The 15,322-nt window shown below is 58.5% G+C and carries 13 protein-coding genes; 10 read left to right on the top strand and 3 right to left on the bottom strand.

Annotated elements, in window-relative coordinates:
* Positions 1-12: 12 nt before the first annotated feature.
* Genes BMY36_RS02080 through BMY36_RS02065 form a run of 4 tightly spaced genes read left to right on the top strand, consistent with a single transcriptional unit; the run spans position 13 to position 4,237 of the window.
* Positions 13-516 carry an SRPBCC family protein gene (locus tag BMY36_RS02080; protein WP_050520242.1) on the top strand — a complete coding sequence of 168 codons (504 nt, stop codon included), beginning with the start codon at positions 13-15 and terminating at the stop codon, positions 514-516.
* Positions 517-541: 25 nt separating this feature from the next.
* Entirely contained in the window at positions 542-1,018 is a 477-nt protein-coding gene (locus BMY36_RS02075) for a (2Fe-2S)-binding protein (RefSeq protein ID WP_050520243.1), read from the top strand.
* 49 nt (positions 1,019-1,067) lie between these two features.
* Positions 1,068-3,443, top strand: coding sequence for a xanthine dehydrogenase family protein molybdopterin-binding subunit (locus BMY36_RS02070; protein WP_050520244.1), 2,376 nt, complete (start codon positions 1,068-1,070; stop codon positions 3,441-3,443).
* A gap of 11 nt (positions 3,444-3,454) precedes the next feature.
* Positions 3,455-4,237 carry an FAD binding domain-containing protein gene (locus BMY36_RS02065; RefSeq protein ID WP_050520245.1) on the top strand — a complete coding sequence of 261 codons (783 nt, stop codon included), beginning with the start codon at positions 3,455-3,457 and terminating at the stop codon, positions 4,235-4,237.
* 159 nt (positions 4,238-4,396) lie between these two features.
* Here the strand turns inward: BMY36_RS02065 and BMY36_RS02060 are convergent, their stop codons facing one another.
* From BMY36_RS02060 to BMY36_RS02050, 3 genes are read right to left on the bottom strand one after another with little or no spacing between them, the layout of a single operon-like run.
* Positions 4,397-5,350, bottom strand: a complete 954-nt coding sequence (locus tag BMY36_RS02060) for a glucokinase (RefSeq protein ID WP_050520246.1) — start codon at positions 5,348-5,350, stop codon at positions 4,397-4,399.
* A gap of 10 nt (positions 5,351-5,360) precedes the next feature.
* The gene (locus BMY36_RS02055; protein WP_050520247.1) at positions 5,361-6,689 is read right to left on the bottom strand and encodes a GH1 family beta-glucosidase; all 1,329 of its coding nucleotides are present in this window, start codon (positions 6,687-6,689) and stop codon (positions 5,361-5,363) included.
* Between the two features lie 3 nt (positions 6,690-6,692).
* On the bottom strand, positions 6,693-7,724 hold the full coding sequence (locus tag BMY36_RS02050; protein ID WP_050520248.1) for a LacI family DNA-binding transcriptional regulator: 1,032 nt from the start codon (positions 7,722-7,724) through the stop codon (positions 6,693-6,695).
* 253 nt (positions 7,725-7,977) lie between these two features.
* Here BMY36_RS02050 and BMY36_RS02045 point away from each other — a divergent pair, with 253 nt between their 5' ends.
* The 6 genes from BMY36_RS02045 to BMY36_RS02020 all read left to right on the top strand — a co-directional run bounded on the left by BMY36_RS02045 (position 7,978) and on the right by BMY36_RS02020 (position 15,287).
* A complete protein-coding gene (locus BMY36_RS02045; RefSeq protein ID WP_050520249.1) occupies positions 7,978-9,330 on the top strand; it encodes an ABC transporter substrate-binding protein in 1,353 nt (450 codons plus the stop codon).
* Positions 9,331-9,400: 70 nt separating this feature from the next.
* Entirely contained in the window at positions 9,401-10,393 is a 993-nt protein-coding gene (locus tag BMY36_RS02040; RefSeq protein ID WP_050520250.1) for a carbohydrate ABC transporter permease, read from the top strand.
* Positions 10,393-11,523, top strand: a complete 1,131-nt coding sequence (locus tag BMY36_RS02035) for a carbohydrate ABC transporter permease (protein WP_050520251.1) — start codon at positions 10,393-10,395, stop codon at positions 11,521-11,523. The genes BMY36_RS02040 and BMY36_RS02035 overlap by 1 nt, the downstream gene beginning before the upstream one ends.
* Positions 11,524-11,533: 10 nt before the next feature.
* A complete protein-coding gene (locus tag BMY36_RS02030) occupies positions 11,534-13,156 on the top strand; it encodes an alpha-amylase family glycosyl hydrolase (protein ID WP_050520252.1) in 1,623 nt (540 codons plus the stop codon).
* A gap of 18 nt (positions 13,157-13,174) precedes the next feature.
* Positions 13,175-14,260: an ABC transporter ATP-binding protein gene (locus BMY36_RS02025; protein WP_050520253.1), complete on the top strand. Its 1,086-nt coding sequence runs from the start codon at positions 13,175-13,177 to the stop codon at positions 14,258-14,260.
* A 166-nt stretch (positions 14,261-14,426) separates the two neighbouring features.
* Complete coding sequence (locus BMY36_RS02020) at positions 14,427-15,287, top strand: hypothetical protein (protein ID WP_050520254.1); 861 nt, start codon at positions 14,427-14,429, stop codon at positions 15,285-15,287.
* Positions 15,288-15,322 lie beyond the last annotated feature (35 nt).

Here is a 15,322-nt window from a genome sequence, read left to right as displayed (position 1 = left end):
GGGAGGGCGCGCATGCAACTAATCGACCAACGCGATATAGCGGCCGATGTCGCCACCGTCTGGGCCGCAATCCTTGACCCTGACGTGTTGATGGCCTGCGTTCCAGGCTGCGAATTCATGACTGGCACGGCTGATACGGGGTTTGAGGCGGTCGTCGTCCAAAAGGTCGGCCCCGTAAAGGCGCGCTTTACCGGCGTCGTCACCCTGTCCGATATGGTCAAACACCAATCCCTGCGCATCGCGGGCGAGGGCAAAGGTGGTCCCGCAGGCTTCGCTAAAGGTGGGGCAAACGTCACCCTAACCCCTACGGAGTCCGGCACGCGGCTGGCTTATGAGGTGGAGGCGAATGTCGGCGGCAAGCTTGCCCAACTGGGCAGCCGCATCATCGACGGATTCGCCAAAAAAATGGCCGATGAATTTTTCACCCGCTTTCAAACCGCGGTAGAGGGCGAACCCGAAGAGGTTGCCGCCCCAGAGGAGAAAAAGAAAGGCTGGCTAAAACGTCTGGTCAGCTAAAACTGAATTTTTGGGAGAGGGTTCTATGACAAAAACCACGATGACCGTGAACGGCAAATCGGTATCCGCTGCAACCGAAGGCCGCACACTCCTATCCGCCTATCTGCGCGACGGGCTCGGCCTCACCGGCACCCATATCGGCTGCGACACCTCACAATGCGGGGCTTGCGTTGTGCATGTCGATGGGTTGGCGGTAAAATCTTGCTCAGTTTTTGCCCAAGATATCGAAGGCGCGGATGTGAAAACCATCGAAGGCATGGCCAACGCAGATGGCTCGCTGTCGGTGCTGCAACAAGCGTTCCAAGATCACCACGGGCTGCAATGCGGCTTTTGCACCCCCGGCATGGTCATGTCATCCGCCGCCCTTTTGGCCGAAAATCCAAACCCCACAGAACATCAGGTCCGCGATTACCTTGAAGGCAATCTGTGCCGCTGCACCGGCTATCACAACATTGTAAAAGCGGTTATGGCCGCATCCGACCAAGCGGTTCCTGCTGAATAATCAAAATATTATGCGGCGTTCTTAACGCTTCGCATCAAGGGAGGGTAACATGCCAAAAGATGGTGGTATCGGCGCCAGCACCAAGCGCCGCGAAGATATTCGGTTTCTAACAGGCAAAGGCCGGTATACCGACGACATCAACCTGCGCGGGCAGGCCTATGCCTATTTTCTGCGATCAGAGGTGGCACACGGCCGCATCAACCACATCGACACCAAAACCGCAGCTGCCATGCCGGGTGTGCTAACCATCCTTACGGGCGATGATTTCGTCGCGATGGGCGGCAACCCCGCAGGCTGGCTGATCCATTCGCGCAACGGCGACCCGATGAAGGAACCTAAACGCCCCGTGCTGGCCCATGGCAAGGTCCGCCATGTCGGTGACGCCTATGCCGTTGTTATTGCTGAAACATATCAACAAGCCCGTGACGCCGCCGCCTGCATTGACGCGGATATCACCGATCTGCCGGCCGTGGTCGATATGGCCCGCGCACTGTCGGACAGCACCAACCTGGTGCATGATGAAATCGGCACCAATCAGTGCTTTGACTGGGGCTGGATTGAGGATAATCGCGCCGCCGTTGACGCCGCTTTTGCCACCGCGCCGCATATCACCACGTTGCAGCTTATCAACAACCGCCTCACCCCCAACGCCATGGAACCCCGCGCCAGTTTGGGCGATTTCGACCCCGGCACGGGTGATTATAAACTTTATACCACCAGCCAAAACCCTCACCTCCACCGCCTGCTGATCGCGGCGTTCGTGATGGGGATGCCGGAAAACAAACTCACCGTCATCGCGCCCGATGTCGGCGGTGGTTTTGGCTCTAAAATCTATCACTATGGTGAGGAGGCTGCGGTGCTGCAAGCCGCCAAGCTCCTCAACCGTCCCGTGAAATGGGTCGCCGAACGCTCTGAATCTTTCCTGTCGGATGCGCATGGCCGCGATCACGTCACCAAAATCGAACTCGCCACCACAAAGGATGGTGAATTTCTGGCGCTGCGGACCGAAACCATGGCCAATGTCGGCGCTTATCTGTCGAATTTCTCCACCGCCACGCCCACTTTCCTGCACGGCACCGTGATGGCAGGCCCCTATAAAACCCCGCTCATCTACGTCAACGTGAAAACCGTCTTCACCAACACCGCCCCCGTCGATGCCTATCGCGGCGCGGGCCGCCCCGAAGCGACCTACAGCTTGGAACGCGTCATCGACAAATGCGCGCGTGAACTCGGCATCGACCAAGCCGAAATCCGGCGTAAAAACCTGCTGACCCCCGATCAATTCCCCTACCAAACCCCCGTTGGCCTTGTCTACGATACGGGCAATTACCAAGCCACACTGGACAAACTCACCGATATCGCCGACCTCGCGGGTTTTGAGGCCCGCCGCGCAACCTCCGCCAAAAATGGCAAACTCCGCGGTCTTGGTCTCTCTACATGGGTGGAGGCGTGCGGCATCGCGCCGTCAAACCTCGTCGGCGTCCTCGGCGCGCGGGTGGGCTTGTTCGACGCCGCTACCGTGCGCGTCAACGCCACGGGCAACATCAGCGTGATGACCGGCGCGCACAGCCACGGGCAGGGCCATGAAACCGTCTTTGCCCAAATCGTCGCCGACAGGCTCGGCATCCCCGCTGAAAGCGTGGATATCGTCCACGGCGACACCTCCAAAATCCCTTTTGGCATGGGCTCTTACGGCTCGCGCAGCTTGTCGGTGGCAGGCTCGGCCATGACCAAGGCGGTCGATAAAATCATCGCCAAAGGCAAGAAAATCGCCGCCCATATGCTGGAAGCGTCTGAAAACGACATCGAATTCAAGGATGGATCGTTCAGCGTGGCAGGCACCGACAAGGCCAAAACCTTTGGCGAAATCGCCTTTTCGGCTTACGTTCCCCACAACTACCCACTCGAAACTCTCGAGCCGGGGCTGGAGGAGACGGCGTTTTACGACCCCGCCAACTTCACCTATCCCGCCGGCGCTTATGCCTGCGAGGTGGAGCTGGACCCAGACACCGGGCATGTCACTATCGCGTCCTTTGCTTGCGCCGATGATTTTGGCAATGTGATGAACCCGATGATCGTGAATGGCCAAGTCCACGGCGGCGTGGGCCAAGGTATCGGCCAAGCGCTGCTGGAAAACACGACCTATGATGAAAACGGTCAACTCCTGACCGGGTCATTCATGGATTATGCCATGCCCCGCGCGTCCGATGTGCCCTATTACACCGTCGATCACAGCTGTAACACGCCCTGCACGCACAACCCGCTGGGGGCCAAGGGGTGTGGTGAGGCAGGGGCCATCGGCTCCCCCCCCGCCGTGGTGAATGCGGTGATTGATGCGCTGCACCGCGCGGGCCACAGCCACGTCACGCATATCGACATGCCCGTATCGCCCGCCCGCGTTTGGGCCGCGATGAACCAAGCATAAGGACCGCCGAAATGTATGACTTTACACTGGTAAAACCCAAAAATCTGGCCGATGCGGTGGCCGCAATCGCGGATGGCGCGCAAGCGCTGTCGGGCGGGCAAACCTTGCTGCCCACGATGAAACAACGGTTGGCGGACCCCGGCACGCTGGTCAGCCTGTCGGGCATCCCCGAATTGCACGGCGTGTGCAAAGGTGATGGCGGCATCATCATCGGCGGGGCCACACCGCACGCGGTTGTGGCGCGGGAGGCTGCGAAATATTACCCAGCCCTTGCCGCCCTTGCCAACCAAATCGGCGACCCCGCCGTGCGCAACCGGGGCACGATTGGCGGCTCCATCGCCAACAATGACCCGTCGGCGTGTTATCCAGCGGCGGCCCTTGGCTCCGGCGCTATCATTCAAACCAACACGCGCGAAATTGCAGCGGATGATTATTTCCGCGGCATGTTTGAAACCGCGCTGCATGAGGGAGAGATTGTCACCGGCGTTAAATTCCCGGTGCCGCAAAAAGCCGCTTATATCAAATTCGTGCAACCCGCGTCCCGTTTCGCACTTGTCGGCGCGTTCGTGGCGCAATTTGCAGACGGGGTGCGGGTGGCAATAACCGGGGCGTCGAACAATGGCGTATTCCGCTGGGCGGAGGCGGAGGCGGCGCTGTCGGCCAATTTTGCGCCCAAAGCGTTGATGGGGTTGACCCTGCCTGCGGATGATATGATCAGCGATTTGCACGGCACCGCCGAATACCGCGCGCATCTGTGCGGGGTTATGGTCAAACGCGCCGTGATGGCGGCCTGAAGCAGCCCGGTTTGGTGGGCCCATCAAGGGCCCACCAAACCGCTGCGCACAAAGGCGCAGGACTGCACATTTGGACTGCGATAACGGGTTAATTTTCAGTAAACATAAAAGACGATTGTGTGTTTAATCAGCACTTTACATCGCGCATCGCGCGCGATTTCACTCTTGCGCACCGCGATCCAAATACACAGCACAGCCCGTCAACGCTGCATAATCATCCTCAATCACACAAACGCTGAACTGCTGCATAAAACTGCCAAACCGGCCTTTGTCGCGAAATGCCGTTTCAAACCCCATCGCGGCCAAACGGGGGGCAAAGGCGCGCACCACGCCGCCACACAGATAAATCCCGCCAAAAGGCAGGTGGGTCAGGGCCAAATTCCCCGCCACGGCCCCCAGCAACCGCACGAACAAACGGGCGGTATCAGATGCCAAACCCGTGCCATTCTCCGTCGCCAAACTGTCCATAATTTGGGCGGCACTGCGCTCCGCAGGCACGCCCGCTTGGCCTGCAACAAAGGCAAACAACCGTTCCAACCCGCGCCCCGACAGCACATCCTCTACGCCCGGAAAGCCGTGGGCGGCGGCCACAAATTGGGCCAGTGCCAAATCTTCCGCGCTGCGAACAGGCAAGTTCACATGGCCACATTCGGACGCAGCCACAATCCGCCCCCAAGGCGTTTCATGGACAGGGGCCGCATTAAATCCGGTTCCGACCCCGATCACCAACTTGGTCCCATCCCCCGGAACCCCCATCACGGGGGCCAAATTTGCAGCATCAATATGCCCCAAAGCATGGCCCTGCGCCTGCAAATCATTCAAAATCGCCACAGTCGCAGCCCCGGTGGCCCGTGCCAGAACGGACCCATCAATTTTCCAATCCAGATTGGTCATTGTGGCCACACCATTTGCCACAGGTCCCGCCACGGCCACACAAGCGCCGTGACAGTCCGCGCCACCCAATCCGTCCAGATAGGCGCGCAAAATCGATTCCAGCCCCGAAAAATCCGCATTGCGAAACCGCTGGATCGTGCCTTGCTGCAAGGTCCGATCTTTGGCCAGCGCCAGGCGGGTGTTGGTGCCGCCAATATCTGCGACAAGGGACAGGGTCATGGCACGCTCCTCAACTCGGGCGCGACAAGGCGGCCCTTAGCGCGTGATAGGATGCTTTTGGGGTGCGCTGCAAGGTTTCGAAATCAACATGGATCAAGCCAAAGCGTTTGTCATATCCAAGCGCCCATTCGTAATTGTCCAACAGCGACCAAGTGAAATACCCCTGTACGGGCAACCCATCGGCCGCGCAGCGCTGCACTGCGGCCAAATGCTGCGCCAGATAATCAATGCGGGGGTGATCATCCACCGCGCCCGCGATCAAACGGTCCGCGCCCGCCATGCCGTTTTCGGTGACATAAATCGGCACATCGCCGGAATAATCCCGCGCGGTGCGGCGGATGAAATGCTCCAAACCTTCTGGATAAATCTCCCACCCCATTTCTGTTTTGGGCAGGGGGCCGTCCACCTCGCGCAGATGTGGCCATGGGCCAGGATCGGCGGCGATCAGCTTGCGGGTGTAGTAATTCAGGCCGACCCAATCGACCGGGGCGTTGATGGTGGCCATATCATCTTGCCAGCCCTGCGGCATGTGGGGGGCAAGGCCCGCCAGCACATCCGCCGGGTATTCGCCTTTGAACATCGCAGACAAAAACCAACGGTTGTAATATCCATCATAGAGGCTGGCAGCAGCGGCCGATGCCGCGCTGTCATCGGCGGGGGCGGCATATTCCATGTTGCACACGGCCCCCAAATTGCCCATCCCAAGCTCGCGCATCACGGCGATGGACAGCCCATGCGCCAGCCCCACATGATGCATCGCGCGGGCGGTGGCGCGAATATCGCGCAAGCCCGGCGCGTGGTGGCCCAGAAAATGCGACAGCCATGATACGCACCACGGCTCATTTATCGGGGCGGCGGACCAGATGCGGTCACCAATGCGGGCCATTACCACCGCCGTGTAATCGGCGAACCAATCGGCAATATCGCGGTTGCGCCAGCCGCCCATATCGGCCAGTGCCGAAGGCAGTTCCCAGTGATACAAGGTAGCGGCAGGCTTCAACCCACGCGCCAACATGCCATCCACCAAGCGGTCGTAATAATCCAAGCCCGCTTGGTTTACCGCCCCGCGCCCGTCTGGCATCACCCGCGCCCAAGAGGTGGAAAAACGGTAGACATCAAACCCCGCAGCTTGCAGCAAATCAAAATCCCCCTGCCACTGGTGATAATGATCGCAAGCGCGCGCGCCGTTTTCCGCCCGAACCACATTGCCGGGGGTGGCCGCAAAATCATCCCAATGGGTGCGGCCTGCACCGCCAAAGGCATGCCCTTCGATTTGATAGGCCGAGGTGGCGGCCCCGAACAAAAAGCCTTTGGGGAAATCAGCGCGGGTGGGCAGCATGGGTCAGGACCTGTTCGGTGCGGGGCCAGTCGATTGGCCGATGATCAATTCCGCTTCCAGCAGATGGGTGGCGGGGGTGGGTGTTGGGTTCGCTATGGTGTCCAGCAGCATTGACGCGGCCAACCGCCCCGCCGCCCGAACGGAAGACCTTGTGGCGGTGAAAATCGGCACATCCGCGCCGTTTTGCATATAGGACAGATCATCATCATGGATGATCACCGAAATGTCGCGGCCCATGATCAGCCCGTGCTCTTCGATCGCGCGGCGGGTGCCAAGGGCCATGATCATCGACGAGACAAGGAACGCGGTGGGGGCAGGAGTTTGCGCCAGCATATCGCGCGCGGCGATGTAACCATTGGCCTCTGTCATCTCTACCGCGCGCATTAGGGCCGGGGTTTCTGTCATACCGCGCGCGGTTAGGGCCTGCACAAAACCTGCACGGCGGCGGATGGCGAAATCCATAAATTCCAACCCGTTGATCAACCCAATCCGGCGATGCCCCAAATCCAGCAAAAAGTCTGTGGCGCGGTGAAACGCGCGGCGGTTGTTCACATCAACCCATGCATAGGGCAGGGCGGCCCCGGTCGCGCGGCCATGCACCACGAAAGGCATCGCAATGTCATGCAGCAGACCGATGCGAAAATCATCATGGCGCGGCGAATGGACGATGACACCGTCGACATTGCCACGCGATTTCATCTCGCGGTAGGCGCGCGCCTCATCCCCGTCCGGCACGATCGACAAGATTAGGTCATATCCCGCCCGCGCATAAGTCTCGCCCGCGCCCGCGATAAAATCGGCAAAGATCGGGTTCACAATTTCATGCCGGGTTTCAATCGGGATAACATGGCCCACTGCCATCGCGCGGCCCGTGGCCAGCCGAATGGCGCGGGTGTTGGGTTTGTAATTGTGCCGCTTGGCCGCTGCCATGACCTTTTCGCGCGTGGCCTCATTCACCTCTGGGTAGCCGTTCAGCGCGCGGCTGACGGTTGTGGGCGACAGGCCAAGGTGTTGCGACAGGTCCTTAAGGTTCATGCAGGTTCCCAAAGCGGTTTGGATTTAACGTAAGCCTAACGGCGGTCAAGCAGTGGGTCAAAGCCAAAGTGACTTGCTGCAATGCAGAATATCCCCTGTTTTATTGGCGATGCCCTGCAACGCAGGATTGACTTGGTGTTTCAAATCCATAAGGGTAAGGCTTCCAAAGCGGTTTGAATATGATTCTACCGCTAGGCAACACCTACATCGCCCACGCGCAGACGTCGGGGGTGAATTCTTCGGGAGGGAAGAGATGAAATCCAACTATCTGATGGGGGCCGCGGCGATTGCCTTGCTGGCCGGGGCCGCACAAGCGCAAGACCTGAAGTTTGAGCCGGGCGCAGATGCGCGGTTCAATTGGGACAGTTTTGAAGCGTTGAAATCGGTGGATTTGAAGGGCCAAAGCTTGAAGATTGATGGGCCTTGGGGTGGGGTGGATAAGGAATTATTCGAATCCGTGATCGCCTATTTTGAGGCGGCGACCGGGGCAGATGTTGAATATTCGGGCGGCGACGGGTTTGAACAGCGCGTGATGATTGATGTGGAGGCAGGATCGCCCCCCGGCATCGCCGTTATCCCGCAGCCTGGATTGGCCGCTGATTTGGCAAAACGCGGCAAGCTCGCACCATTGCCAGCCGAAACCAGCGCGTGGTTGTTGGAAAACTATGCCGCTGGGCAGTCTTGGGTTGATTTGGCAAGCTATGCGGGCCCCGATGGCACCAAGGCGCTCTATGGCATGTTTTACAAGGTCGATGTGAAGTCGCTGGTTTGGTATGTGCCCGAGAATTTTGAGGATGCAGGTTACGCCATCCCCACCTCGATGGAGGAGCTGAAGGCGCTGACCGAACAAATCGTGGCCGATGGTGGCACGCCGTGGTGCATCGGTTTGGGGTCCGGCCCCGCAACGGGTTGGCCCGCGACCGACTGGGTTGAGGATATGATGCTGCGCAACAACACGCCACAGGAATATGATGCGTGGGTCAGCAATGACATGAAATTCAACGACCCTAAAGTGGTCACCGCGGTTGAGGATTTTGGCTGGTTCGCGCGGACCGATGCCAATGTGGCGGGCGGTTCGGGGGCGGTGGGGTCCACTGATTTCCGCGACAGCCCCAAGGGTTTGTTTACCTCGCCGCCCGCGTGCTACATGCACAAACAAGCCAGCTTTATCCCGTCGTTTTTCCCCGAAGGCACGGTTGTGGGCCAAGACGCCGACTTTTTCTATTTCCCTGCCTATGCGGACAAGGATTTGGGTAGGCCGGTTCTGGGCGCCGGCACCTTGTTTGTGATCACCCAAGACAGCCCGGTCGCGCAAGAGTTCATGAAATTCTTGCAAAGCCCTATCGCGCATGAAGTGTGGATGGCGCAATCTGGCTTTCTGACCCCGCATAAGGGCGTGAACCCGGATGCCTATGGCGACCCAACCTTGAAAAAAATGGGCGATATTTTGCTGGGGGCCGATACGTTCCGGTTTGACGGCTCGGACCTGATGCCCGGCGCGATTGGGGCGGGTGTGTTTTGGACCGGGATGGTCGATTATACATCCGGCAAGGATGCGGCCACTGTGACGGCCGATATTCAGAAAACCTGGGACAGCATTAAGTAAATTTGATTTCGAGCCTGCCGCGTGGTGATGCGCGGCAGGTTTTTTACGCGGCAAAAGGGGGGGGGGCGGCATGGAACAGTTCGGAATGGCGGCTGTGACAATTTTGATCGGCGTGTTCGGCTGTGTCTGCTATTTCTTTTTGTCGAATATGGCGTTGGACCGGATTTATCCGGCGACCGGCCCCAATGCGGGCCGCAACATCAACCGCGCCAATCAAATCCGGCCTTGGCTGTTTATGTTTCCAGCCCTTGCGCTGTTGACCATATATTTGGTGTATCCGGTTTTTGTGTCGATTTATCTGTCATTTATGGATGCCACAGGCACGCATTTTGTCGGCACGGACAATTATACTTGGTTGTTTGCCGATGATAAATTCCGTGAAAGCATGGTGAATAATGCGTTGTGGCTGGTATTTGTGCCTGCTGCCTCGACGTTTTTCGGGTTGCTCGCAGCGGCGGTCACCGACCGCATTCGCTGGGGCAATTTTGCCAAAGCGATGATTTTCATGCCAATGGCAATTTCATTCGTGGGCGCCGCAGTGATCTGGAAACTGGTCTATGAATACCGCCCCGATGGACAAGAACAGATCGGCATTTTGAACGCGGTTTGGACGGGCATGGGGAGGGAGGCGCAGACATGGCTCACCTCACCCGTGATCAATTCGTTTTTGTTGATGATCGTGCTGGTCTGGATTCAAACCGGGTTTGCGATGGTGATCTTGTCGGCAGCCTTGCGTGGCATCCCCGAAGAGACGATCGAGGCGAGCATCCTTGATGGCGCATCGCCTTTGCAGATTTTTATGAAAATCAAAGTGCCGCAAATTTGGGGCACCATCTTGGTGGTTTGGACCACGATCACCATTACAGTGTTGAAAGTGTTCGATATTGTGTTGACCATGACCAACGGGCAATGGGGCACGCAGGTGTTGGCGAACTTGATGTTTGATTGGATGTTTCGTGGCAATGACACGGGGCGTGCCTCGACTGCGGCCATTGTCATCATGTTGATGGTGACGCCAATCATGATATGGAACGTTCGCAACGCCGCACGGGAGGCCCGCTGATGGAAGGCATTGTTGGCACGAAATCACGGCTGGTTTGGGCGGTAAACCTGTGCGCGCTGGTGTTGGTTTTGCTGTGGACCTTTCCGACCTTTGGCCTGCTGGTGTCTAGCTTTCGCGACCGTGACCAAATCTCCGCCTCCGGTTGGTGGAAGGCGATGTTCCCGGCCGAGGCGTCGGTGCAATACCGTGCGGCGGGGCCCGATACCGCAAAACTGATCGACGGGCTTTATGTGATTGAAGGCAATATTTTTGATGGGGGGCCGGGCGAAGTCACCGCTTTTGGCACCTCCATCCGCGAACCCGGTGCGCATATTGTCGGGACGGATGTGGTTACGGACGATGGTGAAGTGGTCACGGTTGCAGGCAGCGGGGATTTCAGAATTTCATCGACCGCCCCGATGGAAGGCACACGTGGGATGCGGATTTTTGCCACATCCGTAACGCCCGCCAAATTTACCTTTGAAAACTATGGCCGGGTGATGGGGGCCGAAGGGATTGGCCGCGCGTTTTTGAACACGATGACTGTTTCCATTCCCGCAACAGTTATCCCGATATTGGTCGCCGCTTTTGCCGCCTATGCGCTGGCGTGGATGGAGTTTCCGGGCCGCGCGTTGATCGTGGCGCTTGTGGTGGGGCTGTTGGTGGTGCCGTTGCAATTGGCCCTTATCCCCCTGTTAAAAATGCATAATGAGATTGGAATTGGCAAAAGCTATATCGGGATATGGTTGGCGCATACCGGCTTTGGCCTGCCCTTGGCGATATACCTGTTGCGAAATTACATGATCGGCCTGCCGCGCGAGATTATTGAAAGCGCGCGGGTCGATGGCGCGACCGATTTTCAGATTTTCCTGAAAATCATCCTGCCGCTGTCGTTCCCCGCGCTGGCATCATTTGCGATTTTTCAGTTCCTTTGGACATGGAATGACCTGCTGGTCGCGATCGTGTTCCTTGGCAATTCCGAGGATCAACTGGTGATGACCGGACAATTGAAAAACCTGATGGGGTCGCGCGGCGGCGATTGGGAAATTCTGGCAACCTCGGCCTTTGTCACCATTGCGGTGCCGTTGGTCGTGTTCTTTGCCATGCAAACATATCTGGTCCGTGGCCTGTTGGCCGGGTCTGTAAAGTAAGGATAAGACGATGGGACAGCACAGTAAATTGGACGCCACAACGCGGGCAATGGACGTTGATTGGTGGCGCGGCGCGGTGATTTATCAAATCTATCCACGCAGTTTTCAAGACAGCAATGGCGACGGAATTGGCGATTTGGCGGGCATCGTGCAGCGCTTGCCACATATCGCCGAACTGGGAGCCGATGCGATTTGGATCAGCCCGTTTTTCACCTCGCCGATGAAGGATTTCGGCTATGACGTGTCGGATTATTGCGATGTGGACCCGATGTTTGGCACGATTGCCCATTTTGACGCGGTGGTGACGGCGGCGCATGAATTGGGCCTGCGGGTGATGATTGATTTGGTGTTGTCGCACACCTCAAACCAACATCCGTGGTTCAAGGAAAGCCGCGTGGACCACACCAACCCCCGCGCCAATTGGTATGTGTGGGCGGACCCGAAACTTGACGGGACGCCGCCGAACAACTGGCTGTCAATCTTTGGCGGGTCCGCTTGGCAATGGGAGGGGCGCAGGCAACAGTATTATTTGCACAACTTCCTAACCTCGCAGCCAGACCTGAATTTTCACGAACCGCAAGTGCAGGACGCGCTGTTGGATGTGGCGCGGTTTTGGTTGGACCGGGGCGTGGACGGGTTCCGGTTGGACACCATTAACTTTTACACCCATGACAAATACCTGCGTGACAATCCCGGCCTGCCGCCGGAACTGCGCAACGCCGACACCGCCCCCGCCGTGAACCCCTATAACCACCAAATGCACCTGTTTGACAAAAGCCAGCCCGAGAATGTCGAGTTTTTGAAGAAACTGCGCGCCGTGATGAAACCCTATAACGCTGCGGCGGTGGGCGAGGTGGGCGATGCGCAGCGCGGATTGGAGATTTTGGGCGAATACACCCGCGGCGATGACCGGATGCAAATGTGCTATGCGTTTGAATTCCTGGCCCCTGATCGGTTAACGCCCACCCGTGTGGTGGATACGTTTGCAGCCCTTGACGCGGCAGCCCCTGATGGTTGGGCCTGCTGGGCGTTTTCCAACCATGACGTGCAGCGCCATATCACGCGCTGGTCGCTTTCGCTTGATGCAGCAAAGGCTTATGCGACACTGTTAATGTGCCTTCGCGGATCAGCTTGTCTGTATCAGGGGGAGGAATTGGGGTTGACTGAGGCCGAAATCGCCTTTGAGGACCTGCAAGACCCATACGGCATCGAGTTTTGGCCAGAATTCAAAGGCCGCGATGGCTGCCGCACGCCAATGGTGTGGCAATCGGACAATCAAACCGGCGGGTTCACGTCGGGCAAGCCGTGGCTGCCCGTGCCCGCCGCGCATTTGAACCAAGCGGGGCAAAAGGGCGCGGACAGTTTGTTTGCGCATTACCAATCGGCGCTGGCCCTGCGCAATCGGTATCCGGTGCTGCGCCACGGCGCGCAATCAGCGATGCAGGCCCTGGGTGATCTGTTGCAGTTCATCCGCCACGACAGTGAAGGGGCTGTGTTTTGCGCCTTCAATCTTGGCGATGATCAAGTGCAGGTGGCCTTGCCGCAAGGTGCGTGGCAGGGGCAAAATGGCGACACGTTGGCATCTGCGATCACTTTGGGTCCGTGGCAAATCTGCCTTGCGGTCAAGCAATAAACGAAGGCGGGGGGAACTATGGCCGATCTTCAACTGCGCGATGTCGAAAAATCATATGGTGAGGTGAAGGTCCTTGCCAACATCAACCTTGATATCAAGCGGGGGGAGTTGATTGTGTTTGTCGGCCCGTCGGGTTGCGGCAAATCCACGTTGCTGCGGATGATTGCGGGATTGGAGCGGATTACCGGCGGCGTTCTGGAAATCGACGGGCAGGTGGTCAATGATGTGCCGCCCGCGCAACGTGGCATTGCGATGGTGTTCCAATCCTACGCGCTTTACCCCCATATGACCGTGCGCGAAAACATGGAATTCGCGCTGAAAATTGCCAAGAAAACCAAAGCGGAAATTGCGGCGGCGGTGGATAAGGCGGCGGGGATCTTGCAACTGACCCCCTATTTGGACCGTTTGCCAAAGGCGCTGTCGGGTGGGCAGCGCCAGCGCGTGGCGATCGGGCGGTCGATTGTGCGCGACCCGAAAGTGTATTTGTTTGATGAACCGCTGTCGAATTTGGATGCCGCCTTGCGCGTGGCCACCCGGTTGGAAATTGCGCAGTTAAAAGAACAAATGCCTGACAGCACCATGATTTACGTCACCCATGATCAGGTGGAGGCGATGACGCTGGCCACCCGCATTGTGGTGCTGGCGGGCGGCGGCATCAGCCAGGTTGGCACGCCGCTTGACCTGTATGAACGCCCGCAAAACGAATTTGTCGCACAGTTCATCGGCTCGCCCGCGATGAACCTGTTGGGCGGCGCGGTGACGCAGACGGGGGTGCAAACGGCTATTAAACTGGACGGCGGCGGCGTGGCCCTGTCTGCGGTGCCCACGCTTGCGGCGGATTTGGGGATGCGGGTCAACATCGGTGTGCGCCCCGAAGATTGGGTCGCCACCAACACCGCCCCGATTTACACAGGCGAGGTGGAGATCACAGAGGCCTTGGGCGAATTGACGCTGCTGTATTTCAAGCGGCTGGGGGATGGTGCGCAGGTGGTGGGCAAGCTGCCGGGCATCCATACCAATCTGCGCCGGACCACGGTGAACATGACCGCGGACCCCAAAAAGGTGCATCTGTTTCACGGTGGGCTGTCGCTGCTGTACCGCTAAAACAGCCACAGCGCCGTAAGAAACAGCAAGCTGAGCGCGGTTGCGATCAATCCGGGCAGCCACAGCGTGTAGCGCGGGGCAGGGATGGGGGGCATGGTTCACCTTTTTGTTGTGCGCGGTCTGCAATCTTAATAGGGCATCAAGGTTTATGCTGTCTTAACGACAGATGCAGATTTTGTGGAACCATCTTGATCACACCGATTGGCACGCGCGCCTTGCTGGCCGCGCGATTGGCCTGCGCCAAGATTGGGCTTACGGGCAGGCAATGACAGCGCTTGGTGCCACGGTAGGCCGGGCGGTGGTGGTGCAAAACGGGGTGGAACTGGCCTTGGTGCAGGTGTTGCAACGGCGCGGGCTGCGGGTGTTGGCGCAAGGCCCGGTTTGGCTGACGGATTTGACGACAACACAAAAGCGTCAAATTTTACAACGGCTTGCCTGCCATTTTGGGGCCACGATTGCCACGCCGGACGCGGGCTTGGGCGGCTTTGGCATGGTGCCATTCGTCACCCCACAAGCCTATGCCGTTTGGCACCTTGGCCCCGACCCTGTGCAATTGCGCGAGAATATGTGGGGCAAATGGCGCAATCGCCTGACCGTGGCGGAACGCCATATCCGCATCACCGACCTGCGCAAACCCACCCAGTTGGCACAGCTTATCGCGGCGGAAGGCGCGCAGCGGCAGGCCCGCGGTTACGCAAATCTGCCGGGTGCGTTGGCGCAGCATTGGGCGGGTGAAAAGCTGGTTTTGGGATGGATGGGGAAAGGGGCTGTGCAAGCGGGCATGGTGTTTTTGATCCACGGGCAAAGTGCCAGCTATTTTCTGGCTTGGGCGTCTGCGCAAGCGCGTGCGGCCTTTGTCCACGGGCCAATGCTGTGGCACGCGGCGCAAACCTTGCGGGGCAGGGGTGTGATGGACCTGAATTTGGGCGCAATTGACACGCAGGCGGGGGCAGGCCTTGCGCGGTTCAAACTGGGCACAGGGGCAGGCGTGCAATGGGCGGGGCCAACTTGCTTGGTGCTGCCGTAATCTGCCGCGACAACGCGGGGTGACATCGCGCCACG

It is taken from the genome of Pseudorhodobacter antarcticus (assembly GCF_900110135.1).
In the GTDB taxonomy this organism is placed as follows: domain Bacteria; phylum Pseudomonadota; class Alphaproteobacteria; order Rhodobacterales; family Rhodobacteraceae; genus Pseudorhodobacter; species Pseudorhodobacter antarcticus.
The sequence above is the reverse complement of the archived record's forward strand: the minus strand, read 5'-3'. Positions and strand labels throughout refer to the sequence as shown.